At 61.0% G+C, this 26,094-nt stretch carries 20 protein-coding genes; 7 read left to right on the forward strand and 13 right to left on the reverse strand.

Annotated features, from left to right (window positions below; translation table 11 throughout):
• Positions 1-47 precede the first annotated feature (47 nt).
• Positions 48-1,883, reverse strand: coding sequence for a DUF294 nucleotidyltransferase-like domain-containing protein (locus RVM27_RS05485; protein WP_287805068.1), 1,836 nt, complete (start codon positions 1,881-1,883; stop codon positions 48-50).
• A 619-nt stretch (positions 1,884-2,502) separates the two neighbouring features.
• Between RVM27_RS05485 and RVM27_RS05490 the strand changes: the two genes are divergently transcribed.
• From RVM27_RS05490 to RVM27_RS05505, 4 genes are all read left to right on the forward strand, one after another.
• Positions 2,503-2,763, forward strand: a complete 261-nt coding sequence (locus tag RVM27_RS05490; protein ID WP_039181551.1) for a DUF4212 domain-containing protein — start codon at positions 2,503-2,505, stop codon at positions 2,761-2,763.
• A gap of 6 nt (positions 2,764-2,769) precedes the next feature.
• A complete protein-coding gene (locus RVM27_RS05495; RefSeq protein ID WP_498957545.1) occupies positions 2,770-4,566 on the forward strand; it encodes a sodium:solute symporter family protein in 1,797 nt (598 codons plus the stop codon).
• A 97-nt stretch (positions 4,567-4,663) separates the two neighbouring features.
• Positions 4,664-5,191: a hypothetical protein gene (locus RVM27_RS05500; protein WP_096921454.1), complete on the forward strand. Its 528-nt coding sequence runs from the start codon at positions 4,664-4,666 to the stop codon at positions 5,189-5,191.
• Positions 5,192-5,281: 90 nt separating this feature from the next.
• The gene (locus RVM27_RS05505; protein ID WP_498957546.1) at positions 5,282-9,223 is read left to right on the forward strand and encodes a hybrid sensor histidine kinase/response regulator; all 3,942 of its coding nucleotides are present in this window, start codon (positions 5,282-5,284) and stop codon (positions 9,221-9,223) included.
• An 84-nt stretch (positions 9,224-9,307) separates the two neighbouring features.
• On the opposite strand, the gene RVM27_RS05510 is transcribed toward RVM27_RS05505, so the two are convergent.
• The 3 genes from RVM27_RS05510 to RVM27_RS05520 form a co-directional block, all read right to left on the reverse strand.
• Positions 9,308-9,970 carry a LuxR C-terminal-related transcriptional regulator gene (locus RVM27_RS05510; protein ID WP_016916171.1) on the reverse strand — a complete coding sequence of 221 codons (663 nt, stop codon included), beginning with the start codon at positions 9,968-9,970 and terminating at the stop codon, positions 9,308-9,310.
• A gap of 267 nt (positions 9,971-10,237) precedes the next feature.
• On the reverse strand, positions 10,238-12,187 hold the full coding sequence (gene acs / locus RVM27_RS05515) for an acetate--CoA ligase (RefSeq protein WP_498957547.1): 1,950 nt from the start codon (positions 12,185-12,187) through the stop codon (positions 10,238-10,240).
• 181 nt (positions 12,188-12,368) lie between these two features.
• On the reverse strand, positions 12,369-12,905 hold the full coding sequence (locus RVM27_RS05520; RefSeq protein WP_081136307.1) for a SprT family zinc-dependent metalloprotease: 537 nt from the start codon (positions 12,903-12,905) through the stop codon (positions 12,369-12,371).
• Positions 12,906-12,963: 58 nt separating this feature from the next.
• Between RVM27_RS05520 and RVM27_RS05525 the strand changes: the two genes are divergently transcribed.
• Positions 12,964-13,638, forward strand: coding sequence for a YecA/YgfB family protein (locus RVM27_RS05525; protein WP_081136309.1), 675 nt, complete (start codon positions 12,964-12,966; stop codon positions 13,636-13,638).
• A gap of 3 nt (positions 13,639-13,641) precedes the next feature.
• Here the strand turns inward: RVM27_RS05525 and RVM27_RS05530 are convergent, their stop codons facing one another.
• From RVM27_RS05530 to ampD, 7 genes are all read right to left on the reverse strand, one after another.
• Positions 13,642-14,763, reverse strand: a complete 1,122-nt coding sequence (locus tag RVM27_RS05530; RefSeq protein WP_498957548.1) for a phospholipase D-like domain-containing protein — start codon at positions 14,761-14,763, stop codon at positions 13,642-13,644.
• 37 nt (positions 14,764-14,800) lie between these two features.
• Positions 14,801-15,511, reverse strand: a complete 711-nt coding sequence (locus tag RVM27_RS05535) for a class I SAM-dependent methyltransferase (RefSeq protein WP_081136312.1) — start codon at positions 15,509-15,511, stop codon at positions 14,801-14,803.
• On the reverse strand, positions 15,508-16,212 hold the full coding sequence (tsaB, locus tag RVM27_RS05540) for a tRNA threonylcarbamoyladenosine biosynthesis protein TsaB (RefSeq protein ID WP_498957549.1): 705 nt from the start codon (positions 16,210-16,212) through the stop codon (positions 15,508-15,510). Before tsaB ends, RVM27_RS05535 begins: the two co-directional genes overlap by 4 nt.
• A 114-nt stretch (positions 16,213-16,326) precedes the next feature.
• Positions 16,327-16,980, reverse strand: coding sequence for an adenylate kinase (gene adk, locus RVM27_RS05545; protein ID WP_081136315.1), 654 nt, complete (start codon positions 16,978-16,980; stop codon positions 16,327-16,329).
• Positions 16,981-17,227: 247 nt separating this feature from the next.
• A complete protein-coding gene (gene aceF / locus RVM27_RS05550; protein WP_498957550.1) occupies positions 17,228-19,222 on the reverse strand; it encodes a pyruvate dehydrogenase complex dihydrolipoyllysine-residue acetyltransferase in 1,995 nt (664 codons plus the stop codon).
• 58 nt (positions 19,223-19,280) lie between these two features.
• Positions 19,281-21,953 (reverse strand): pyruvate dehydrogenase (acetyl-transferring), homodimeric type, encoded by a 2,673-nt coding sequence (gene aceE, locus RVM27_RS05555; protein ID WP_498957551.1) that lies wholly within the window; start codon positions 21,951-21,953, stop codon positions 19,281-19,283.
• A 374-nt stretch (positions 21,954-22,327) separates the two neighbouring features.
• On the reverse strand, positions 22,328-22,924 hold the full coding sequence (gene ampD / locus RVM27_RS05560; protein WP_498940182.1) for an N-acetylmuramoyl-L-alanine amidase: 597 nt from the start codon (positions 22,922-22,924) through the stop codon (positions 22,328-22,330).
• An 83-nt stretch (positions 22,925-23,007) separates the two neighbouring features.
• On the opposite strand from ampD, the gene nadC reads away from it, so the two are divergent.
• A complete protein-coding gene (gene nadC, locus RVM27_RS05565; RefSeq protein WP_287805104.1) occupies positions 23,008-23,862 on the forward strand; it encodes a carboxylating nicotinate-nucleotide diphosphorylase in 855 nt (284 codons plus the stop codon).
• 3 nt (positions 23,863-23,865) lie between these two features.
• Here the strand turns inward: nadC and RVM27_RS05570 are convergent, their stop codons facing one another.
• A complete protein-coding gene (locus RVM27_RS05570; RefSeq protein ID WP_287805106.1) occupies positions 23,866-24,396 on the reverse strand; it encodes a GNAT family N-acetyltransferase in 531 nt (176 codons plus the stop codon).
• Between the two features lie 191 nt (positions 24,397-24,587).
• On the opposite strand from RVM27_RS05570, the gene tsaA reads away from it, so the two are divergent.
• On the forward strand, positions 24,588-25,328 hold the full coding sequence (tsaA, locus tag RVM27_RS05575; protein WP_498957552.1) for a tRNA (N6-threonylcarbamoyladenosine(37)-N6)-methyltransferase: 741 nt from the start codon (positions 24,588-24,590) through the stop codon (positions 25,326-25,328).
• Positions 25,329-25,368: 40 nt separating this feature from the next.
• Here the strand turns inward: tsaA and purC are convergent, their stop codons facing one another.
• Entirely contained in the window at positions 25,369-26,085 is a 717-nt protein-coding gene (gene purC, locus RVM27_RS05580; RefSeq protein WP_498957553.1) for a phosphoribosylaminoimidazolesuccinocarboxamide synthase, read from the reverse strand.
• Positions 26,086-26,094 lie beyond the last annotated feature (9 nt).

A 26,094-nucleotide genomic window follows, 5' to 3' on the forward strand; every position in this document is an offset into this window, starting at 1 on the left:
TGAGCCGCTCAAGAGACCCACGTGCCTATCCAATAGCCGCATTCCACTCACGAATACTCCAGATGATAACGATGGGACAGCCGCTGCTTGAAGTCCTTGACGATGTGCAGCGCCTCGCGCAGCAGGTCGCGCTCCAGCGACGATAGTTCCTGAACCACGACTCGGTTGGTGCGCTTGCCGGTATCGGCATCGCGGGCGCCCGCGCTTTTCAGCTCCTGCAACTGCTGCTTAAGACGCAATTCGGTAAACAGCGCCAGCGCCTCACCCAGGTCGTCGGCAAAGCGGCGGTCCAGGCGGCCGTCGGCGGCCAGGGCGTCGAGCCGGTCCAGCGTAGAGGTCGCCTTGATGCGCCGCTCCAACGCCATGGTGCGCACCCCGTGAACAATCGGAAAAATGCCGCCTTTCTTGATATCGATGCCGTGCTGGGGCTTTTTCAGCGAGCCAAACAGCGTCAACGGCGTCGAGAAACGCAGCGCTGCGCGGGCGAAATAGGAGAGCAGCAGCTCATCATGGGAACAGCGCGCAAACAGCGCCTCACGCACACGGTCCAGCAGCGCGGGGTTGCCCGCGACGCCGTGAGCATCCAGCAAAATGGCCAGCTTCATCAGGCTGTCGCCATCCCGGGCCGACACCCACCTGGCGATGTTCGACTCCCACGTCGACACCGTGCCCACCCACTCAGGGTTACACACCATGATGTTGCCAGGGCACGGCGGGTAGCCCAGCTGCACCAGCGTCTCTGACAGGGTGTTCATGCACTCGGCCACGTCCGGCCACTGGCAGTCGTCGGCCAGAATCAACCCGTTGTCCTGGTCGGTCTTGAGAATCTGCTCGCCACGGCCCTCGCTGCCCATGACCATCAGGCAGCTTTGCGGGTGATACTGCTCGGGTACGGTCAAGGCCCACGCCTTGCTCATGATGCGGCCATTCAACGCGGCCAGCAGGTCCATGGCAAAACGCAGCTTGACGCCCTGGGCCATGAGCGCCTTGACCAGCTCGGGCGTGCGCTGACTGGCCGATGCCAGGGCAGGCAAGCTATCGGCTTGCTCCACTTGCAAGCTGACCACATAGCTACGGCTGGAGAAGAACCCCAGTACGTCCGTCAGCTCTACGACCCCTTGCACCCTGCCCTCCTCCATCACCACGACGCGTGATACCTGATGGCGGGTCATGGTGATCAAGGCTTCGAACAGATATTGCCCGGGGGCAACAGTGACGAGTGCAAGGTTGGCCAACGCAGCCACCGGGGTGTCCAATGAAGCGCTATCGAGGACCAGACCGTTGAGCAAATCCGTTTTGGTGACCATGCCTGGGCCGCGTTCGGTGGCCACCAGCAGGCTGTCGGCATGACTTTCATTCAACTGTCGGACGGCCTGTTGAATGGAAGCCTGGGCATCCATCATCAGCGGTTGACGCATGCACTCGCTGACGCGGGCCAGCATGAACCCCGCCATGGTGACTCCCCCATCGGCACGCTTCTCGGTCAGCAGGCGTGCCTTGTGAGACAGCGACTGCTTGAAAAACTGCTCGAACGCCGGGTAGTGTCGGCACAGCTGGCTGAACAGCGCCTTGGGCATGACATAACACAGACATTCGTCTTCAGCCTGAAAACGGTAGCGGCTCTTGCCATTCAAAATGCTGATCGCGCCGAACAGGTCGCCCGCCGTATAGTGACCGATACGGGCGCTGGCGGCAGGCAGCGTCGGATCCAGCTCGGCCACTTCGCCCTTGTGGATCAAGAACACCGAAACGCCCGGCTGGCCCATTTCCAGAATGATTTCGTCACGCTCGAAAAACGCCAGGTCCATGCCCCGACGCACGTGATCTCGGCCATCCTCGTCCAGCAGGGTAAATGGCAGTTGAGACAGCTCTACTTCTACCATGTAGCAACCTCGATCAAGCGCCTTGTATCGCGCCACGCAATGGCTATTGTGATTATTGTTGACCTGTTACCCTCTTTGACCTGCTTTGCAACCTGCTACTTTACGCTATAACGCTAACGTCTTAACGACCTTGGTTTAGCGACTAAAGTCTCGCTTTTCCATTTCCTCTTTAACGCTGTTTGGTCACTTTTACCAAGGTAGCAAACATTGGTTTAGCCAGAGCCATAGACCATTGTCCTATCGTCATGCCTCACCCTGCGGAAAAGATCGCTTATTCCCTAAAAAACAGTAAGATATAAAACAAAATCCAGGCCATAAAAAGCCGCTCAAGGGGCGTGATACCAAAGTCTGGGATTTATTTTTTGCATTTATTGCCCAGTATTATTAGCGAGTCATACAGGATTAAAGCACACCACCCTAGCCATGTATCCAGAGCCGCTGACAACAACTCGAGAACACCTCAACGCTGACGGCTTAACAACAATAAGGTGACGTGCCTGGTAACGCCATTCAATGAGTCCACCACCGTCGGTATCTCTTGTCTGCGTTGCCCTGATGGATCACACGCTATCTTGAGTTCACTTTCCAACCCTAAAAATCACAACTGGAGAGCAACACAATGGCAGACGACAAGACCAATGCTGCTGAGTACTGGAAGGCCAACGTACGCCTGATCTTCGGGTGCATGATCGTCTGGGCCTTCGTCTCTTACGGATGCGCCATCCTGTTCCGCCCACTGCTGGCCAGCATTTCCGTTGGCGGTACGGACCTGGGTTTCTGGTTCGCTCAGCAAGGCTCCATTCTCACCTTTATCGGCCTGATCTTCTTCTATGCCTGGAGAATGAATCAGCTCGACAAGAAATTTGGCCTGGGGGAGTAAGCAAGCATGAGCCAATTTGCCATTAACCTTTTGTTCGTAGGCGCGTCGTTCGCGCTCTATATCGGCATTGCGATATGGGCACGGGCCGGGTCTACCAAAGACTTCTACGTGGCGGGGGGCGGTGTTCACCCCATTACCAACGGTATGGCCACGGCTGCCGACTGGATGTCTGCCGCGTCGTTCATCTCCATGGCGGGCCTGATTGCCTCGGGCGGCTACGCCAACTCCACCTTCCTGATGGGCTGGACAGGCGGCTTCGTTATTCTGGCGATGCTGCTGGCACCTTACCTGCGCAAGTTCGGCAAGTTTACCGTGCCGGACTTCATCGGTGAGCGCTTCTACAGCCGTACCGCCCGCGTGGTGGCGGTGGTGTGTCTGATCATCGCATCGGTGACCTACGTCATCGGCCAGATGACCGGTGCCGGGGTGGCGTTCTCTCGCTTCCTCGAAGTGCCCAGTACCTGGGGCATCTGGATCGCCGCTGCCATCGTGTTCTTGTACGCCGTATTTGGTGGCATGAAAGGCATTACCTACACCCAGGTGGCCCAGTACATCGTACTGATCGTGGCCTACACCATTCCTGCGGTATTCATCGCCATGCAGCTGACCGGCAATCCGATCCCGATGTTCGGCATGTTCAGCACCCACACCGAGTCGGGCGTTCCGTTGCTGCAAAAGCTGGATGACGTCGTCAACGCGCTGGGCTTCCGCGACTACACCGCAGATGTGGACAACAAGCTGAACATGGTGCTGTTCACCCTGTCGCTGATGATCGGTACGGCGGGCCTGCCCCACGTCATCATTCGCTTCTTCACGGTACCCAAGGTGGCTGACGCTCGCTGGTCTGCCGGCTGGGCGCTGGTGTTCATCGCTCTGCTTTACCTCACCGCACCTGCGGTGGCCTCCATGGCGCGCTTGAACCTGATGACCACCGTCTATCCCGAAATGACCGGGCAGGTAGAGGATTACGAAATGGCAGCGGCCGAGCCTCTGCTGTATGAAGACCGTCCCACCTGGTTCAGAACCTGGGAAGATACCGGCCTCATCACCTTCAATGACCTGAACAACGATGGCCGTATCCAGTTCTACAACGACGCCGACACAACATTCGCAGCCACCGCCGAATCGCGCGGCTGGGAAGGCAACGAGCTGAACGTCAACAATGACATTCTGGTACTGGCCAACCCGGAGATTGCCAACCTGCCCGGCTGGGTGGTCGGCCTGATCGCCGCGGGGGGTATCGCTGCCGCCCTGTCCACAGCTGCGGGCTTGCTGCTGGCGATCTCCTCGGCCATCAGTCATGACTTGATCAAGAACACCATCAACCCCAACATTTCCGAGAAAAACGAGATGCTGGCGGCACGGATCTCGATGGGGGGTGCCATTCTGCTGGCTACCTATCTGGGCTTGAACCCACCCGGGTTTGCGGCACAGACGGTCGCCCTGGCCTTCGGTATCGCGGCAGCCTCGCTGTTCCCCGTGCTGATGATGGGTATCTTCTCCACCCGCATGAACAGCGCTGGCGCAATCTGCGGCATGCTGGCGGGCCTCGTGGCTACCCTGCTGTACATCTTCACCTACCTGGGCTGGTTCTTCATCCCCGGTACCAACATGCTGCCGAACACGCCTGACAACTGGTTCCTCGGCATTTCCCCGCTCTCCTTCGGTGCCGTCGGCGCGCTGATCAACTTTGCGGTCGCCTTCGCTGTCTCCAGCGTCACGGCAGCACCGCCCAAGGAGATTCAGGAGCTTGTCGAGAGCGTGCGTTACCCGAAAGGGGCTGGTGCCGCTGTCGATCACTAAGCCATAATCGTTCCTGGCTAGCCAACGGGCTAGCCCTGGAACCCATCACGCATCGGGCTTCCCATGGGAAGCCCGAGCTGTTTTAGGAAGCATCGTTATGATCTGGCACTTGATTGCCGCTGTCTTCGCCGCCCTGGCGGCGGCGGGTATTGCCCTGATACTGCGCCACCTGTCAGGACGCCGTCTGCCCAAATGGATCGTGCCGGTCTTTGCCGGACTCGGCATGCTGAGCTACCAGATTCACGTGGAGTACTCCTGGTTCGATCACAAGCAGCAGCAGTTGCCCGCCTCGGCGGTGGTCGTGGACAGCAGTACCGGCACCGAAGTATGGCGCCCCTGGACCTTCGTGTTTCCCATGACCACGCGCTTCAGCGTGCTCGACCGCGATAGCCTGCAGAGCACCCAGCACGAGGGCGCCCTGCTTGCCGAGTTCATGCTCTACCACTTCGAGCGCCACCATACGGACCTGGTGATTCCCCAGGCCTACCTATTGAACTGCAGCAGCCGTGAGCTGGTGCCGGTGGATATCGACACCCGTTCGCCGGACATCACCGGCATCCGCACGTTGCGCACCTCCTCCACGCTGCTCGAACAAGCCTGCGCCGAGCCTGCTCATTCATCTTGAGCACTGGCGCTGCAGGGCAATTCCCCTAGAATGGAGCCTCACCGAACGCACCGCCGCATGGGGCGCAGATAACAAGACAGGGAGAGAAGCATGTTTCACGGCGGGCTGCTGGTAGCCGTATCACTACTCTATATTGCCGTGCTGTTCGGCATTGCCTGGTACGGCGACCGCCGAGCGCGGACCCATGGCGCCAGCCGCCGCCGCCCCATCATCTACAGCCTGGCGCTGGCGATCTACTGTACGTCCTGGACGTTTTACGGCGCGGTGGGCCAGGCCGCCACGGCAGGCTGGTCGTTTGCCAGCATTTTCGTCGGGCCAATTCTGACGTTTCTGCTGTTCTGGCCGGTACTGGCCAAGATGATTCGCGTTGCCAAGCACCAGAACGTCACCTCCATCGCCGACTTCATTGCGTCGCGTTACGGCAAGACGCAGTCGCTGGCCGCCTTTGCCAGCCTGGTGGCGCTGATCGGTACGCTGCCCTATATCGCCCTGCAGCTAAAAGCCGTCTCGACCAGTTTCAGCGTGCTGACCGATGCACAGGACATCACTCACACCCCGCTGTTTGCCGATACGGCGTTTTATGTGGCTATCGTCATGGCGATCTTTGCCATCCTGTTTGGCACACGCCATACCGATGCCACCGAGCACCATGAGGGGCTGATTCACGCGGTCGCCTTCGAGTCACTGGTCAAACTGCTGGCCTTCCTGGTGCTGGGGGCCTTCGTCACCTGGGGCATGTTCGGCGGGCTGGGAGAGTTGATGGGCCATGCGGAAAGCCAGCTGGAGCTGCAGCGCCAGTTGGCCAACCAGGATTTCGGCCAGAGCTTCTGGGCACAAACGCTACTGGCCATGCTGGCCATCCTCTGCCTGCCACGTCAGTTCCACGTAGCGGTAGTCGAGAACATTCACCCGGACGACGCCAGCAAGTCGCGCTGGCTATTCCCGCTCTACCTGCTGGCCATTGCCTTCTTCGTGGTACCGCTGGCCGCCGCAGGGCTGATGCTGTTCTCGGAAAGCGGCGTCGAGCCCGACACTTACGTGCTGGCGCTCTCCATGGCTTCAGGCCAGCAGTGGCTGATCCTGCTGACCTTCATTGGCGGCTTTTCCGCAGCCACCGGCATGGTCATCGTGGCCGCGGTGGCGGTGTCCATCATGATCTCCAATGAAATCGTCATTCCGGCCCTGTTCCGGCTGCGCTGGTTCGACACCAAGGCCCGAGACTACGGACGGCTGGTGCTGCGCGCTCGCCGCCTGACCATCATCGCCGTGCTGGCCATGGCCTACGGTTTCTATCAGCTGATTGGCGAGTTCACCTCGCTGGCCTCCATCGGCATGCTCTCGTTTGCCGCGGCTGGGCAATTTGCGCCTGCCTTGATCGGCGGGCTGTACTGGAAGCGCGGTAACCGGCTGGGCGTCGTCATCGGCATGAATGCCGGCTTTGCCATCTGGGCCTACAGCCTGCTGATGCCGGCCATGATCAACGCCGGCGTGCTGCCCCAGGCATGGCTGTTCGGCGGGCCACTGGGCATCTCGTGGCTCTCGCCCACGGCCCTGTTCGGCCTCAACCTGGGCGACCCGTTCACCCACGGGGTAATGCTCTCGCTGGGGATCAATCTGTTCTGCTATATCTTCGTCTCGCAGATCACCTCCCAGCGCGTGGTCGAGCGCATTCAGGCGTCGCTGTTCGTCGATAGCGTCGAGACCCGCCAGACCTCGGTGAACCGCCCCTGGACGGGCGCGACCACGGTAGGCGACTTGAAGGTACTGTGTGAGCGCTTCCTCGGTGCAGGCCAGGTGGACCGCGCCTTCGAAGACTACGCCCGTCGCGTGGGCAAACCGCTGGACGATGGCGCCCGCGCCTCCATCGACGTCATCCAGTTCACCGAACGCTTCCTGGCATCGGTGCTGGGCGCCTCGTCGGCCCGTATTGTGGTGAACTCGGCGCTGCAGGGGCGCGGCATCGGCATTTCCGATGTGATCTCCATCGTCGATGAAGCCTCCCAGGTGCTGGAGTTCAACCGCGCTTTGCTGCAGGCCACCATCGAAAACATCAATCAGGGCATCAGCGTGGTCGACCAGAATCTGCGGCTGGTGGTCTGGAACCAGCGCTATCTGGAGCTGTTCCGCTTCCCCGACCACCTGATTCGGGTCGGCGCCCCCATGGATCGCATCTTCCGTTACAACGCCCATAATGGCGAGTATGGCCCCGGCGACACGGAGGAGCATGTCCAGCTGCTGATCGACAATATTCGGGCAGGCCAGCCCCACCGCTACGTGCGTTACCGCCAGGATGGCAGCGTGCTGGAAGTGCAGGGCAATCCCATGCCCGGGGGCGGCTTCGTCTATACCTATCAGGACATTACCCAGCAAAAGCGCATCGAAGAGGCGCTGATTCGCTCTGAAAACAATATCCGTATCTACACCGATAACGTACCGGCGCTGATTGCCTACTTCGATAAGGAGAGCCGCTACCTGTTCACCAACCGCGCCTACGAGCAGGCCTTCAGCATCGATCGTAACGCGGTCATCGGGCGTCGCTATGAAGACGTCCTGCCGGTCAAGCAGGCCGAAGAGCGGCTGCCCTGGGTACAGCGAACGCTGGCCGGTGAGCGTGTCAGCTTCGAAGTCTCCATGCGCGTCAATGACGCCATGCGCTACATGCTGGTGACCTATACGCCCCACTTTGGCGACAGCCAGTCGATTTTAGGCTTTTTTGCGCTGTATCAGGATATTACCGAACGCCGCCAGGCCGAGATTGCGCTCAAGGAGACCAATGAAACCCTGGAGGAGCGCGTCAGGGAGCGCACCCAGGCGCTTTCAGAGGCCAACGCCGCTCTGCGCCAGGAGAACCGGGTGCGCGCAGAAGCGGAGCAAGCGCTGCGCCAGGCCAAGCAGCTGGCCGAGGATGCCAACGCCTCGAAAACGCGCTTTTTGGCCGCCGCCAGCCACGATCTGCTGCAGCCGCTGAACGCTGCGCGCCTGTTTACCTCGGCGCTGATGCAAAACGTCACCGCCAGCGATACCCAGCGCACCATTGGGCATATCGACAACTCGCTTCAGGCCGCCGAAGAGCTGCTGGGTACGCTGCTGGATATCTCCAAGCTGGATGCGGGCGCGCTGACCCCACGCCGCAGCCACTTCGCGCTAGCCGACATCTTCCGCCCGCTGCGGGCCGAGTTCGAAGTCATGGCCGACGACCGCGGTCTGGACCTGGACGTCGTTCCCACCCAGAAGTGGGTCGACTCTGACCCGCAAATGCTGCGCCGTATCGTGCAGAACTTCCTCTCCAACGCCATTCGCTACACTCAGGAAGGGCGCGTGCTGCTGGGCTGCCGCCGCCAGAGCGAACGGCTGCTGATCGAGGTATGGGATAGCGGCCCCGGCATTCCCGAGTCCAAGCTCACCGAGATTTTCCAGGAGTTTCGTCGTCTCGATCAGGTGTCGCGTCACAAGGAGAGCGAAAAAGGGCTGGGGCTGGGCCTGTCCATCGCCGACCGCATGAGTCGTGTGCTGGACCACCCCATCAAGGTACGCTCCTGGGAAGGCGTCGGGACGGTCTTTTCGGTGAGCGTGCCCATCGTGGCGGCCAAGGAGATGGCGCCGATAGAGCAAGAGGCTGGCCATCGCCGCAGTGGCAACAAGCTGGTGGGCACCCGCATCGTCTGTATCGACAATGAAACCCTGATTCTGGAGGGCATGACCGCCATGCTGAGCGGCTGGGGCTGTGAGGTCTTCACCGCCACCAGTATCGGAGGGGCCAAGTCGATTCTGCGCAACATGGATGGCGACCCGGATGCCATCCTGGCGGATTACCATCTGGATAACGAAGTCACCGGCCTGATGGCTCTGGAAGCCCTCAGCGAGCGCTTCGAAGGGGCCGTACCGGGCATCGTGATCACCGCTGACCGCACCGAAACCGTGGCCGAGGAGATCAAGCGGGCGGGGTACCACATGCTCCTGAAACCCGTGAAACCCGCCGCCCTGCGTGCTCTGCTGACACGCACCCTGCAGGCCAGTCGGGCCAAACTCTGACCCTGCCCCTGACAAAGCCATAGCTAACAAAACGCCGCGCTTGGAGAATTCCAGGCGCGGCGTTTTGGTTGCCTACCGTCGCGATCAGGACTCGACTTTGGGCGGCTCCACTTCCAGCTTTTGCGCGGCGATGACCGCCTGGGTGCGCGAGTGAACGCCCAGCTTGCGCAGAATTGCCGTGACGTGCGCCTTGATCGTGGCTTCCGAGACATTCAGCTCATAGGCAATCTGCTTGTTGAGCAGACCTTCGGTGAGCATGTTCAATACCCGGAACTGCTGGGGAGTCAGCGACGCAATCGCTTCGGCAAAACGCGACTCCTCTTCGCTGGTCTCTTCCAGTACGTTGGCCAGCGCTTCAGGCAACCAGACTTCCCCCTGCAGAATTTCGCCCACGGCTTCGGCAATCAGCTGCAGTGAGGAGGATTTGGGGATGAACCCGGACGCCCCGTAGTCGATGGCGCGCCGCACCACGTAAGGCTCATCGCTGCCGGACACCACGGCAACGGGAATATCGGGCATCTGCCCGCGCAGCTGAATCAACCCCGAAAAGCCGTGGGCTCCCGGCATGTGCAGATCCAGCAGGATCAAATCCGCATCGGGATGTCGGTTGACGACCTCTGTGGTGGCTTCCATGGTGTCGGCTTCGACGATCTCGGCCTGGGGGGCCAACTGGCGCAACGCTTGGGTAAGCGCTGCGCGAAACAGCGGATGGTCGTCAGCGACGATAAACTTATGGGCTACTGCCATGGATTTTCCTCCGGTTCCTCGAGCAGCGGGGTTGCCTGCCGCCGCGACGCTAGGCTCATACGGTTGAGGCATGGTACCCCATGGGCTTCATCATGCCCAAGCATCACATGCACAATTTGTCATTGGAACGTCATTCAAACAGAAACAGCGGTGCTCATGGCTAAGCACCGCAACAGACTAACGCAGTTTGCCCTGATTTAATAAATCCAGGCGTGACGCTGGTCATTGAAAGCAGCCCCCACAAGACGATTCATGGGGGTGCTTCCCTTACTGGTTGGCACGATGTTCGATCAGATCATCGACCACCGACGGGTCTGCCAGCGTACTGGTATCGCCCAGCCCATCACACTCGTTGGCCGCGATCTTGCGCAGGATGCGTCGCATGATCTTGCCCGAACGGGTCTTGGGCAGCCCCGGCGCCCACTGGATGACATCCGGCGACGCAATGGGGCCGATATCCTTACGCACCCACTGGGTCAGCTCTTTCTTTAGCTCGTCCGTGGGGTCGATACCGTCGTTCAGGGTCACGTAGATGTAGATGCCCTGGCCTTTGATATCGTGGGGGAAGCCCACTACAGCCGCTTCGGCCACGGCAGAGTGCGCCACCAGAGACGACTCGATCTCGGCGGTGCCCATGCGGTGGCCGGAGACGTTCAGCACGTCGTCCACCCGGCCGGTGATCCAGTAGTAGCCATCCTCATCACGACGGCAGCCGTCGCCCGTGAAGTACATGCCGTCGTAGGTAGAGAAATAGGTCTGAACGAAGCGCTCATGATCGCCCCAAATAGAGCGCGCTTGCCCCGGCCAGGAGTCTAGAATCACCAGGTTGCCCTCGGTGGCTCCTTCGAGTTGGTGGCCTTCGTTATCGACCAGGGCAGGTTTGACGCCAAAGAAAGGCGTGGTCGCCGAGCCTGGTTTCAGGTCGGTGGCCCCCGGCAGCGGCGCAATCATGATGCCGCCCGTCTCGGTTTGCCACCAGGTATCCACGATGGGGCACTTCTCGTTGCCGATGACCCGGTAGAACCACTCCCAGGCTTCCGGGTTGATTGGCTCACCCACCGAGCCCAGCAGGCGCAGCGAGTCACGTTTGCTGGAATCCATCACGCGGTCACCATGGGCCATCAGTGCACGAATGGCGGTCGGCGCGGTATAGAGGATGTTGACCTGGTGCTTGTCGACGATGTCGCCCATCCGGCCATGGGTCGGATAGCTGGGCACGCCTTCGAACATCAGCGTCGTGGCGCCGTTGGCCAGCGGCCCGTACACAATATAGCTATGCCCGGTGACCCAGCCCACGTCGGCGGTACACCAGTAGATCTCACCTTCCTGGTAGTCGAAAATATATTGATGGGTCATGGCGGCATAGGTCAGGTATCCGCCCGTGGTATGCTTCAGCCCTTTCGGCGCGCCGGTAGAGCCTGAGGTATACAGAATGAACAGCGGATCTTCTGCGTTCATGGGTTCGGCCGGGCACTCGGTCGACTGCTGATCGACCAGCTCGTCGAACCACAGGTCACGGCCTGCCTGCCAGTCAATATCGCCCCCGGTGCGTTTGACGACCAGCACGTTCTTGCACACGTCGGTGCCATCACGGGTCAGCGCCGAGTCGACGTTCTCTTTCAGCGGCACATGCTTGCCACCGCGCACTGATTCATCGGCGGTGATCACCAGCTTGGAGTCCGCACCAATGACGCGCTGAGCCACGGCATCCGGGGAGAAGCCACCAAAGACCACCGAGTGCACTGCGCCGATCCGCGCACAGGCCAACATGGCCATGGCGGCTTCGGGAATCATTGGCATATACAGCGTGACCGTATCGCCTTTCTGGATACCCAGCGATTTCAGGCCATTGGCCAGCTGGTTGGTACGCTCGTACAGCTCACGGTAGGTGATGTGTTTGGATTCGCTGGGATCATCGCCTTCCCAGATGATCGCCGTCTGGTCGCCACGCGTGGCCAAATGGCGGTCCAGGCAGTTGGCGCTGACGTTCAGCTCGCCATCTTCGAACCAGCGAATATCGACGTTGTCGCGGGCGAACGAGGTGTTCTTGATCTTGCTGGGGGGCTTGATCCAGTCGAGACGCTTGGCTTGCTCGGCCCAGAAGCCTTCAGGGTCCTCCATGGACTGCTGATACATTGCCGCATACTTGTCTTTGTCGGCCCATGCCTTGGCTGCGATGCTATCGCGCACTGGATAGACGTTCTGATGCTCGCTCATGAAATTGCCTCTGTCCGTGAAAATGCACTCTCGTGGAAGTTGTGTCGGTCTTGTTATTGGTGGCACCGACCCGGCTAATCTTTACCTAGCATAAACCTCCCGATGACGGCTTCCCCTTAGACATTGGTATTAACATTTTTATTTTAAAAAACATGCACTTAAAACATGTTTCCAGGATTCATCAAGCACTGTAGACCAAGGTCTGATGACAATGTCGGCAGCGATACCGCTGCCCTTTTACCACTAAGGCATGACGCCTGGCCGTAAAGGCGTGGGTCTGGCAGGCGCACTGGTAGCGGTAGGGGCGCGACTGCGCCTGGCCGATATCGAAACGGTGGGTAACCCGGGGTTCCAGCCCAAACAGGTCACGCATGACGGTCTGCCACTCCCGGCCATGGGGTTTCAAACGGGTGCCGTTGGCCAAGTGAAAGACCAGCCAGTGGGCCATTTCATGGGGGATCACCTCGTCGAAGAAGGCCATGCGGTTGGCCGCCATCAGCACGGGATTGAAGCGCAGCCCTTGTCTGCCCCAGTGGGCCTGCCCAGCCCCTGCGCCCTTCAGGTCGAACCAGACCCCGGGGGTCGGTAGCGTCGGATACACTTCCCGACAGCGGGCCAGCGCTTCCGCGACCCGTTCACGGGCGGCGGAAGCCAGCGCGGGTGGTGACAACGCTTCCAGCTCATCAGCAGGCCAGGAAGGCAGTGGTGTGGTGTTCATTAGTGATAAACTAACCGTCAAGATGTTGTTCGATTCAAGATACCCGATGAGGCTTTTCATGGCAGAGCGCAACAACGAGCCCCCCGCAACCGCTTCCGACAGCGTGCCACCCCAGCCGCTGCTGGAAGATGAGCAGCTGGACAGGCTGGACGACTTTCTCGATTCGGACCGCGTGGGCGAAGATGCCCTGGACCTGATCTCGGCCCATGGCTTCCTGGTGGCCCTGGCCGTGGCGCCCAGCGAACAGCCCCGCGATGCGTGGCTTGCCGAGCTCTTTCAGGGCGAGCCCAACTACCAGAACGACGCCGAACGCGACGAGGTCACGCACCTCCTCTGCCTGCTGCGTGATAACGCCATGGCGGTGCTGGAGCAAGGCGGTCTACCAGAGCTGCCCTTCGAGCTGACCCTGGATGGCCTGCCCGCCGAAGAGACCCCCATCGGAGACTGGTGCGCAGGCTTCATGGAAGGCGTGTTCAGCGACGAAAGCGCCTGGTTCCAGGAGGACGAAGAGGCTGCGGCCACCCTGCTGCTGCCCTTCATGCTGCTCTCGGGTCTGTTTGATGACGAACCCGACATGGCCGAGATGGCCAGCGACCAGGCCAATCAGGAAGCGCTGGTGGCCCAGCTACCCGAACTGGTGCTCGACCTCTACCTGCACTACCGCGTGCCCCCCGAGACGCCCAAACCCAAGCCCCGCAAGAAAACCCCTGCCAAGGGCAAAAAACGCAAGTAGCCGCTACTTGAGCCGCGTCACCAGGCCATCCAGCGCGCCATACACCCACTCCCGGGCGCGCTGCCACCAGGGCCGCGCGGCCCAGGCCTGGGCATCCACCTCGTCACTGGCAGCAAAATTGCGCTCGAACAGCTCGCGCACGTCGTTGGCGAAGGCAGCATCTTCCACCTCCTGATTGGCCTCCAGGTTCCAGTGCAGGTTCCAGTGGTCAAAGTTGCAGGAGCCCAGGCTCACCCAGTCGTCTGCCAAAGCAAACTTGGCATGAATGAAGGTTGGCTTGAATTCGAAGATGCGCACGCCTGCTTTCAGCAAGCTGTGGTAAAAGCGTTGGCCTGCGTAACGCACGCCGGGGTGGTCATGCTTGGCACCGGGTAGCAGCAGGCGAACGTCCACCCCGCGTTTGGCCGCGCGCACCAGCCGCCGACGCAGCGAAAAGGTCGGCACGAAATAGGGCGTACATAGCCACAGCCGTTGGCGAGACTGGTGGACCCGCGCGTAGAGTGAGTGCCGAATGGCCTGGTAGCGATAGCCACGACCCGAGATGACCCTGCCCCTGACACCCACTTCGTGCGGCTCGGCTACCCGCGCCTCCGGCAGTGCCAGACGCGGCCCTTGCGGGGACGCATAGCGGGTCAGCCGCGAACGCCACAAGCGACGAAACAGCGCCTCCCAATCGGCCACCACGGGCCCCTGGATCCGGGCGGCGATTTCGTACCAGGCCTCCAGGAATTCATCCACCGCGCCAAACCCGCCCGTGAAGGCTACCTCGCCATCCACCACCACGATCTTGCGATGGTCACGACTCAGGTTGCGTGCCAGCGAGTGGAAGCCAATCGGGTTGAACAGCTGCAAGGCCACACCTGCCTCCTGCAGCCGCTCACGATCTTCGCGGTCCAGCCCCATGGCGCCATAGCCATCCAGCAGTACATACACCTGCACGCCACGCGCGGCCGCAGCCACCAGCACATTGATCATCTGGTCGGCCAACTCACCCGACTCCATCAGATAAAGCTCTACGAAAACATAGTGCTGGGCCTGATGGACCGCATCGAACATGGCTGGCAGAAAGCGCGATGCTTCCGGCAGCAGAATCACACGGTTACCTTCTCGCCACGCGTACTGCATAGAGACTCCTTCTCTTGCGCCATGCCTGCAGGCCGCCTCAGCGGCTCAAGGAGCGGTGAACGTACAGGTCATAGCGGCTGGTTTTGCCTTCGATTGTATGCTGTGGCGCAGGACCTGCAATAGGCGGTGCCTTGCGCGGGCGCTTGACCACCACCCGGTGAGTGGCCACCGCCAGCGCCGCTTCCAGCAAGCGCGGGGCGTCATCGTCCGTTCCGGCCAGTTCACGAAACAAGCGCATTTCCTTCTTCACCAGCGCCGATTTCTCGCGATGGGGAAACATGGGGTCCAGATGCACGACCTGCGGGGTGAACTCGGCGCTGGCCACCAGCGCCGCCAGCGCCTCACAGGCATCGCCATGACGCAGCTGCATGCGCGCGGTGATGGGCGCCGTCTCGGCGTCCCTGGCCGCCCGGGCCAGGCCATCCTCCAGCAGCGCGGCAATGGCCTGCACGCGTTCGACCATCAGCACCTCGGCACCCAGGCTGGCCAACACGAACGCGTCACGCCCGAGCCCTGCCGTGGCATCCACGATGCTTGGCGTCACGCCTTTGGAAAGCCCGCACGCCTTGGCCACCAGCTGGCCGCGCCCACCGCCAAACTGACGCCGATGGGCCGCCTTGCCGGACACGAAATCGACGCTCAAGGGCTTGCCGTACTGGCGCTCGTCACCGACCAGCGCCAATCGGCCATCGCGCTCTTCCAGCGTCAGCCCCGCGGGCAGCGCTATCGGTGGGCGCGCCGAGCTCATGTCGGCTTTTTCCAGGCCACGTCGTTACGCAGGTAGACGGGCTGCGCTTCATGGGCGGCGACACCCAACCCTGCGTCCAGGTCCCGCGCGGCCAGCCAGGCCATCTCTTCGGCGCGCGGCTCCAGGTCGTCGCTGAGGTGCTGGGTCATGCCCACATGCACTGCCACATCGAAAGCGTCCCAAAGCGCAAAGCCCGAGCCGACCCCGACCCAGTCGGTTTCATCGGATGGCAGCCTAAAAGCGCCTGGGGCCAGTACTCGCTCATCGCTTTGCGGGCTGACCACGTCATTCAGGCAGTGCCAGCTGGCCACGTAAATTTCACCCATTCGGGCATCCAGCGCGGTCACCACATGGCGAAAGTGATAGCGGCGATGCACCTGCAGGGCCAGGGACTCCAACGTCGAGATACCCAGCAGCGGGCGCTCCAGGCCGAAGGCCAACCCCTGGGCCGCTCCGGCGGCAATGCGCAGGCCGGTAAAGGAGCCCGGCCCACGGCCAAACGCGACGGCGTCCAGCTGCCCGGGCACAATGGCGGCGGTAGCCAGCAGCTCGTCGACCATCGGCATCAAGCGTTTGGTATGGGCGCGCGGCGTCATTTCGTAACGCGCCAGGCACTCGGACTGATCACTCTCCTGACGCAGCAGCGCGGCAGAGCAGGCACTGGAGGAGGCATCCAATGCCAGAAGATATCGCGACGACATAACCGTGTGGCACTCCGAAAAAAATAGGCCGCCAGTATACCGTCTAGCGGCCTTGACGACGATGGCCCGCAGGGAACCTGCGGGCCATCGTCAGTCGAGCAGTCTTTGCCAGGCTCAGCTCAGCGCTTCTTTCACCTGGCGGGTGATATCGGCCACGCTGCCCACCCCTTCCACGCGGTGGTATTGAGGTGCAGCGGCCGGGTCCTCTTTGGCCCACTGCTGGTAGTACTCCACCAACGGAGCCGTTTGCTCGTGGTACACCGACAGACGGTTGCGCACGGTAGACTCCTGATCGTCTTCCCGCTGGATCAGGGCTTCCCCGGTGACATCGTCCTTGCCCGGCTCTTTGGGCGGATTGTGGTCAATGTGGTAGACACGGCCCGAGGCGGGGTGAACGCGGCGTCCGGCCAGACGGCTGACGATCTCTTCGTCCGGCACGGCGATTTCCAGCACGTGATCGAGCTTCACGCCGCCTTCTTTCATGGCATCGGCCTGGGGAATGGTGCGGGGGAACCCATCAAACAGGAAGCCGTTGGCGCAGTCCGGCTGGCTGATGCGCTCCTTGACCAGGTCGATGATGATTTCGTCGGACACCAGCCCACCACTGTTCATGATCTCCTTGACCTTGAGCCCCAGCTCAGTGCCGTCCTTGATGGCGGTGCGCAGCATATCCCCGGTGGAAATTTGGGGAATCTTGAACTGCTCACAAATAAACTGAGCTTGAGTCCCCTTCCCCGCGCCGGGGGCACCCAACAGGATTAAACGCATGGCACTGCTCCTTGAATGTTCGTACTTGATTGGTGGTGATCGAATAAATCAATGAATCGACAATAACCGTGCCGTTCAGGCGACACAACTCCCCAAAAGCCTGAAAGGCCGATTATTTTGCGTTTTTTCAAGCGAAAACAGCAAAGTGGCGATGGCTAGTACTTTGGTCACGCTGGTTTACTGCTGACGCCATAGAAACACAAGCGGCGCCCATGGGGGCGCCGCTTGTGGCTTGCTCGTGGTCTGATTACAGCAACAGACGACGGATATCGGTGAGCACGTCTGCCAGGAAGGCAGTGAAGCGTGCCGCATCGGCACCGTTGATCGCCCGGTGGTCATAGGAGAGCGACAGCGGCATCATCAAGCGCGGCTGGAAGGCACTGCCATCCCACACCGGCTTCATTTGCGCTTTCGACACGCCCAGGATCGCCACTTCAGGCGCATTGACGATAGGCGTGAAGGCCGTGCCACCGATCGAGCCCAGGCTCGAAATGGTGAAGCAGCCACCGGTCATCTCGTCGCGCTTGAGCTTCTTGGTCTGCGCTTTCTTGCCCAGCTCTGCCATTTCCTTGGCAATCTCGATCAAGGATTTCTTGTCGGCATCGCGCAGTACGGGCACCATCAGGCCATCCGGCGTATCCACCGCGATACCGATATGCACGTACTTCTTCCAGACCAGCGTATCGCCGTCGCCTTTCAGGCTGACGTTGAACTGCGGGTACTTGCGCAGTGCAAAGGCACACGCCTTGACCAAAAACGGCAGCGGCGTGAGCTTCGCCCCCTGGGCTTCGGCCTCGGCCTTCATCGCCTTGCGGAAGTCTTCCAGCTCGGTGATATCGGCTTCGTCGAACTGGGTGACGTGAGGCACGTTGAGCCAACTGCGATGCAGATTGGTCGCCCCCATCTTGAGCAGGCGGCCCATCGGCTTCTCTTCCACTTCACCGAACTGGCTGAAGTCGACTTCCGGCACGGCAGGAATACCCGCGCCACCTGACGCTGCTGGTGCGGCGGCCTGGGCGCTGCCCTGGTTGGCTATCACCTGCTTGACGTAGGCCTGCACGTCTTCCTTGAGCACGCGCTCTTTCGGGCCGCTGGGCTTCACCAGCCCCAGGTCGACACCCAGCTCGCGGGCCAGCATGCGTACCGCCGGGCCAGCATGTACCAGCTTGCCGTCACGGGGCTTGTGCGCTGCCATTTGCGCTTCTGGGCTCGGCGTGCCGCCACTGGCCGCAGGCTTGGCGCTGGCCGGGCTGGCACTGCTTTGCGATGCCTTTTCAGGCGCCGCTTTCTTCGGCGCGGCCTTCTTGGCGCCCGCCACTTCCATGTAGCCAATCACGTCGCCTTCAGAGACGGTATCGCCCTCCTTGACGGTCAGCTCGACGAGTTTGCCCTTGTAAGGGCTGGGCACGTCCATGGAAGCCTTGTCGGACTCCAGGGTGATCAGCGGGTCTTCGACGTCGACTTCGTCGCCTACCGACACGCCAATCTCGATGATGGGCACGTCTGCAGAGCCGGAAAGATCCGGCACGCGGATCTCCTTGCGCTCTGGCTCACCGCTGCCACTCTCTTCTTCAGCCGCTTCTTCTTCGGCGGGTTCGCTGGCAGGGGCAGGCTGTTCGGCCTTGGCAGGCTCTTCGTCGGCAGCGTCATCGCCACCGGCGATTTCCATCTTGCCGATGACATCGCCTTCCGACACGGTATCGCCTTCCTTGACGGTCAAGGAGACGATTTTTCCGCTATGCGGGCTGGGCACGTCCATGGAAGCCTTGTCGGACTCCAGCGTGATCAGCGTGTCTTCGGCGTTGACGTCGTCGCCTTCGCCAACGGCCACTTCGATGATCTCGACGTTGTCGGAACCACCCAGGTCAGGCACCTTGATATCAACGGTCTGCTTGCCACCACTGGCTTTTTTCGCTGCCGGTGCAGGGGCCTTTTCCTGCCTGGGCGCAGGCGCTTCCTCGGCGGCACTGTCAGCCTTGGCTTCCGGTTCGGCATCGCCGCTACCTTCCACTTCCAGCTCGACGATATCGTCGCCCTCGGAGACCTTGTCGCCCTCTTTCACCAACACTTTGACCACCTTGCCGCCTGTCGGGGCCGGTACATCCATGCTGGCTTTGTCGGATTCCAGAGTGATCAGGGTGTCTTCCGCTTCAATGACGTCGCCTTCTGACACCGCAATCTCGATGATTTCGACATCGGTATCGCCACCGATATCGGGAACTTTGATGATTTCGCTACTCAAGGTCGCGCTCCTTCCAAATCGGATCGAGCCGGCGGGCAGTGGCCCGCCGGGCAGCGGTTTAGCTGGTCAGCGGGTTCGGCTTGTTGGCATCGATGCCGTACTTCTTCAGCGCTTCACCAACGTGCTTGCGATCAATCTCACCGCGATCGGCCAGCGCGCGCAGCGCCGCAACGGTCACGAAGTAGCGATCCACTTCGAAGAAGTGGCGCAGCTTCTCGCGGGTATCGGAACGGCCAAAGCCATCGGTGCCCAACACGGTGTAGTCGCTGGGTACCCAGGCGCGTACCTGGTCCGCATACAGCTTCATGTAGTCGGTAGAGGCAATCACCGGGCCATCACGACCTTCCAGGCACTGGGTGACGTGAGGCTTGCTGGCCTCGGCGTCCGGGTTCAGGAAGGCTTCGCGCTCCAGCAGCAGCGCTTCGCGGCGCAGCTCGTTGAAGCTGGTGACGCTCCAGATATCGGCCCCGATGCCCCAGTCGTTGGTCAGCAGTTCGGCAGCGGCTTCGACTTCACGCAGGATGGTGCCCGACCCCAGCAGCTGAACGCGGCCTTTGTCACCCTGAGTCTCCTTGAGCAGATACATGCCCTTGACGATATCGTCGACGGGGACGTTCTCGAGCTCGGGGTGCTCGTAGTTCTCGTTCATGACGGTGAGGTAGTAGAAGCACTTCTCTTTGTCCGTGAACATGCGCTTCAGACCATCCTGCACGATGACCGAGACTTCGTGAGCATAAGTCGGGTCGTAGCTGCGGCAGTTGGGGATGGTAGACGCCTGGATCAGGCTGTGACCATCCTGGTGCTGCAGACCTTCGCCGTTCAGCGTGGTGCGCCCGGCGGTACCGCCGACCATGAAGCCGCGTGCCTGCAGGTCGCCTGCGGCCCAGGCCAGGTCACCGATACGCTGGAAGCCGAACATCGAGTAGTAGATGTAGAACGGCAGCAGCGTGACGTTGTTGTTGCTGTAGGAAGTGGCGGCCGCAATCCACGCGGACATGGCGCCAGCTTCGGAGATACCCTCTTCGAGAACCTGACCTTTCTGGTCCTCGCGGTAGTACATGATCTGGCCTTTATCGACCGGCTCGTACTTCTGACCTTCCGAGGTGTAGATACCCAGCTGACGGAACATGCCTTCCATACCGAAGGTACGCGCTTCGTCGGGGATGATCGGTACGACCTGCTTGCCCAGCTGCTTGTCCTTCACCAGGCCGTTCAGGATACGCACGAAGGCCATGGTGGTAGAGATTTCGCGGCCTTTGGAACCGCCCATCTGGGAAGCAAACGTCTTGTCTTCCAGGCTGGGGATTTCCAGCGCTTCGAAATCGCTGCGGCGGCTCGGCAGGTAGCCGTTGAGACGCTCGCGCTGCAGGTGCATGTACTTGAGCTCGGGAGAGTCTTCTTCCGGCTTGTAGTACGGGACCTCCTTGAGCTGTTCGTCGGTCAGCGGAATGCCGAAGCGGTCGCGGAATTTCTTCAGCGCTTCGTATTCCATGCTCTTGACCTGGTGCGCTTCGTTGGCCGCTTCGCCATCGCCGCTGCCCATACCGTAACCTTTGACGGTATGTGCCAGGATCACCGTGGGCTTGCCGTTGGTGGTGTTGACCGCCTCGTGATAGGCCGCATAGACCTTGAACGGGTCGTGACCGCCACGGTTGAGCTTCCAGATGTCTTCGTCGGTGAGGTCCTTGACCATCGCTTCGGTTTCCGGGTACTTGCCGAAGAAATGCTCGCGGGTGTAAGCGCCACCGTTGGCCTTGTAGTTCTGGTACTCGCCGTCGACCGCTTCGTCCATGCGCTTCTGAAGGATACCTTTCTTGTCCTTCTCGAACAGCGGATCCCAGTGACGACCCCACACCACCTTGATGACGTTCCAGCCGGCACCGCGGAAGACGCCTTCGAACTCGTCCATGACGCGGGAGTTGCCGCGTACCGGGCCGTCCAGACGCTGCAGGTTGCAGTTGATGACGAAGATCAGGTTGTCCAGGTTTTCGCGGCCAGCCAGCGAGATGGCACCCAGCGATTCCGGCTCGTCGCACTCGCCGTCGCCCATGAAGCACCAGATCTTGCGGTCTTTCATGTCTTTCAGTTCACGGTGATGCAGGTACTTCATCACGTGAGCCTGATAGATGGCCTGAATCGGGCCAAGACCCATGGATACCGTGGGGAACTGCCAGTAGTCAGGCATCAGCCAGGGGTGGGGGTAAGACGACAGGCCGTCACCATCCACTTCACGACGAAACTTGTCCATCTGCTCTTCGGTCAGACGGCCTTCCAGGTAGGAACGTGCGTAGATACCCGGTGCCACGTGGCCCTGGATATAGATCAGGTCGCCTTCGAAATCACCCTTGGGGGCGCGGAAGAAGTGGTTGAAGCCCACATCGTACAGCGTGGCCGACGACATGAAACTTGCAATGTGACCACCCAGCCCAGGATTGGCACGGTTGTTTCGAATGACCTGAGCAATGGCGTTGTAACGGATCAGGGAGCGAATGCGACGCTCCATGAACAGATCGCCAGGCATCGGGGCTTCGCGATGAACCGGTATCGTGTTGCGGTGGGGGGTTGTCACCGAGAAGGGCACCTTCATCCCGTCCCGGCGCAGGCGATCCGCCAAGCGGGTCATCAGGTAGCGGGCGCGATCTTCGCCCTCACGATCCAGTACCGATTCCAGGGATTCCAGCCACTCCGTGGTTTCGACCGGATCGAGATCTTCTCTTGTCTCCAGACTCATAGAGGTCTCTCCGAATGACGATAAATGACAATGAGCCCCGCCAACCCTTCGGGCCTGGGGCGGCTGCGGTGTTTGGCCACCACAGGCCTGTGAATAGCCGACGCGATGCATCGAGCAGGGGATTTTCACCCTACATTCAATGAGCTACGCTTTCATGAATGTAGTTAAGCTACAGGTATTTGGTAAAAATTAGCCTTTTGTATATGCGAAGATACCGCAAAGTCGCCACGCTGCCAATTCCGGCACGCCGCAAAAAGCCATCGAAAACAAACTATTGCACTGCAACATAAGCGCTTTATAGGACCTTGGTCGCTACGACTTAGGATACCTTCGTGTAACCAAACTACCGTTTCATTTGTTGCTAAAAGAACCACTTATTCGCCACGTTTCACCGTGTCATGGGTGGCCGCCATCAAGCGCTGGCGGAAATAGGCCCAGTCGAAGGCGGGGCCGGGGTCGGTCTTGCGCAAAGGTGCTACATGGGCATGGCTGGTGATCCGCTCAGCGGTCAATGCCGGGTAACACGCCATCAGCCAGTGCGTGGCCTCGACCAGTGACGCATACTGCGCCTTGCTGAACGGTGTCTGGTCATCGCCTTCCAGCTCGATTCCCACGGAGAAGTCGTTCAAGCGTGTCCGCCATGCCTGCGTAGCCGGGTCCCACCAGCGCGATTGCCCGGCGTGCCAGGCGCGCTGGTCGACGTCGACGAACTGAACGCACTCGCCATCGCGGCGAATCAGCAGATGCGCCGACACCCGCAGGTGCGCAATAGTGGCGAAGAAAGGGTGTGCGTCGGGCACCAGCCGATTGGTGAACAGCGCCTCGATGGCGTGACCCGAGAATTGCCCGGGGGGCAGGCTGATCGCGTGAAGCAACAGCAGCGACACTTCGTGCTCGGGCCGCGCATCCTGGTTGGGTGACACGACCTGCCGAGCTTTGGCCCACTGGCCGCGGGATGCGAGTTGGTTCATTCGGCTTACTTGCTCCTCTACGTTAGCGTTGTGTTTCACTATAATGCCTTTCACCCAAGATCACGCTTCGAGAACCCACTGCTATGCATTATCAAACCGCGCTTGATGAAGAGATTCGCACCTGCGTTCCCCGCTGGCTGGCGGAAGACCTGGGCACCGGGGACATCACTGCACTGCTGATCCCTGAGAGCCAGTGGGCCACCGCCAAGGTGATCACCCGCGAACCGGCGGTACTCTGTGGTGTTGCCTGGGTCGAGGAAATTTTCCGCTGTCTGGACGAGCGCGTCACGCTGCGCTGGCAGGCCAGCGATGGCGACATGCTGGAGGCCCAGCAGTGTTTTCTGGAGCTCGAAGGCCCCGCCCGCAGCCTGCTGACCGGCGAGCGCGCTGCGCTGAACATTCTGCAGACGCTGTCTGCCACGGCCACCGCCACTCGCCGCTATGTAGACCTGATCGAAGGCACCGGCGTACGCCTGCTGGACACCCGCAAAACGCTGCCGGGGCTACGCTTGGCACAAAAGTACGCGGTCACCTGTGGCGGTGGCCATAATCACCGCCTGGGCCTGTGGGATGCCTTCTTGATCAAGGAGAATCACATCGCAGCCTGTGGTGGCATTCAGGCCGCCGTGGCGCAGGCCCGCAAACTGGCCAGCGACGTACCGGTGGAAGTGGAAGTCGAAACCTTCGAAGAGCTGGACCAGGCGCTGGCAGCGGGCGCCGATATCGTCATGCTGGACAATTTCGACATCGAAGACCTGCACGTAGCGGTAGAGATCAATGGGGGACGCGCCACCCTGGAAGCCTCCGGCAACGTCGATGACACAACGCTGAAAGCCATTGCCGACACCGGGGTGGACTGCATTTCCAGCGGCGCGCTCACCAAGGATGTGGCCTCCGTCGACCTGTCGATGCGCATCACCCAGACCTTCAACGTTTGATCGTCAGGTTTCCACCGCGCTGAGCTGCTTCACCAACCGGTAGCGCTGAAGCATTTCACCGCTGCGCTCGACCCACTGCTCGCCGAGGTTATCGTAGCCACGGCGCTGCAGTCGTTCGAGCAGCATCCGGCTGGCTTCGATCTCTACCTGCGAAACGCTATGCTCCAGCAGAATGCGCTCGGCATGGATCAACAGCGTGGTGCCGATGCCACGCCCCGCCAGTGATGGCCAGACGTAGAGCGTTTCAATGCGCCCGCCGCTCACGTCCAGCTCGAGAAAGCCAACGCAGCGGCCATCGCAGGCGGCCACCAGCGTTGTGTAGAGCGTCTGACGCGCCGCCCAGGCAGTGGCTTCACGGGGCAGTGCTTGCGCCCAGGCACGCCGCTCGGCCAGCCCATAATGATTGGCCGCGCCTTGCATGACGGCGTGATAGAACACCTCGGCCTGGTCGGCGGCGTCCTTGGCCAGCGCCGCGCGATACGTGACGCGGGCCGTTGGCGTGGCCGCCGGTGAAGAAGGATCGATGTTTGACATGCGTTGCCTCAATGGGATGACGCTGGCCGTCAAGCGCAGCGCTGTGTCGGTTCCGTTGGCTAGTCTATACTCATCGCCCTGGCGGGCAACCCATGCCAGCCGAGCTTGAATTCATCGAACGTGCGGCGCCATGTCACCACGCAACAGTGCGCTCACACGCAACAGTGCGCTCACACGCAAAAGGGAGTGCCATGCACGATCCTCGGGGCCTTGGGCCGTTTTCGATCACGCCCATTGGCCATATCATCAGCGACTACTCGGACAAGTTCGGCGTGCCTCGCCAGCCTGGCCTGGCCCCGGCCGCCAATGCTCGCCTGGTACTGGCCCACCCTTTCGACGACCCACTGACCGTGCGCGGACTGGAAGACTTCAGCCACCTGTGGGTATCGTTCATCTTTCACCAAAGTCCCGAGCGCTGGTCGCCCCTGGTACGCCCGCCCAGGCTGGGGGGGAACCGCAAAGTGGGCGTCTTCGCCAGCCGCAGCACCCATCGCCCCAATCGGCTGGGGTTGTCGCTGGTTGCACTCTCCGGCATCGAGACCGGGCCCGGCGTGACGCTTCACCTGGCGGGCTGTGATCTGGTCAGCGGCACCCCCGTGGTGGACATCAAGCCCTATCTGCCCTGGGCAGAGGCCGTCCCCAGCGCTCAGGCGGGATTTGCCCCCCAACCGCCGGAAACGGTGGCCGTGGTGTTCTCGCCAGAGGCTCACGGCGCACTGTCCGAGCGGCAAGATGGCACGTCGCTGCGGGCGCTGATCGAGCAGGTGCTTGGCCAAGACCCACGCCCCGCCTATCAGCGGGGCGGACAGGCCGAACGTCTTTACGGGGTGCGCCTGCGCAATGTCGATGTGCGCTTTCGGGCGCTGACCGCCGCCGAAAACGACACCACCACCCTGGAGGTGGTGGCGATAGAGCCCGAAGACCGCAAGTGACCATGGCGCCAGCGAGCGGCCCCATGGCAAGCCTGACGGATCAGGCGGGGAAGGTGATACCCAGGCGACGGCCGACTTCTTCATAGGCCTCGATGACCCCGCCCAACCCCTGACGGAAGCGGTCCTTATCGAGCTTCTCACGGGTATTGGCATCCCACAGGCGGCAGCCATCCGGGGAGAACTCGTCGCCCAGCACGACTTCGCCCTTGAAGAGACCGAACTCCAGCTTGTAGTCCACCAGCAGCATGTCGCCCTCGGCGAACAGCTGCTTGAGGATGTGGTTCACCTTGAAGGTGAGCGCCTTCATCTTGCTCAGCTGTTCCGGCGTGGCCCAGCCAAAGGTTTCAGCCAGCGACTCGTTGATCATTGGGTCGCCCTTTTCGTCGTTCTTCAGGAACAGTTCGAAGGTAGGCGGATTGAGCGCAATGCCCTCTTCCACGCCCAGACGCTTCACCAGTCCACCCGCAGCGATATTACGCACGACACACTCGACGGGAATCATCTCCATCTTCTTGACCAGACTTTCGGTATCGGAAATCTGCTTTTCGAAGTGGGTGGGAATGCCGCCCTCTTCCAGACGCTGCATGATGTAGGCATTGAAAATGTTGTTCACCATGCCTTTACGGGCGAGCGCCTCTTTCTTCTTGCCATCGAAGGCACTGGTATCGTCACGAAAGTGCAGTACCAGCAAGTCAGGGTCGTCAGTGGTGTATACGGATTTTGCCTTACCGGCGTAGAGTTCCTGGCGCTTTTCCATGGGGGCTCC

Source organism: Halomonas sp. KM007, from assembly GCF_050709225.1.
Lineage (GTDB): Bacteria > Pseudomonadota > Gammaproteobacteria > Pseudomonadales > Halomonadaceae > Vreelandella > Vreelandella hamiltonii.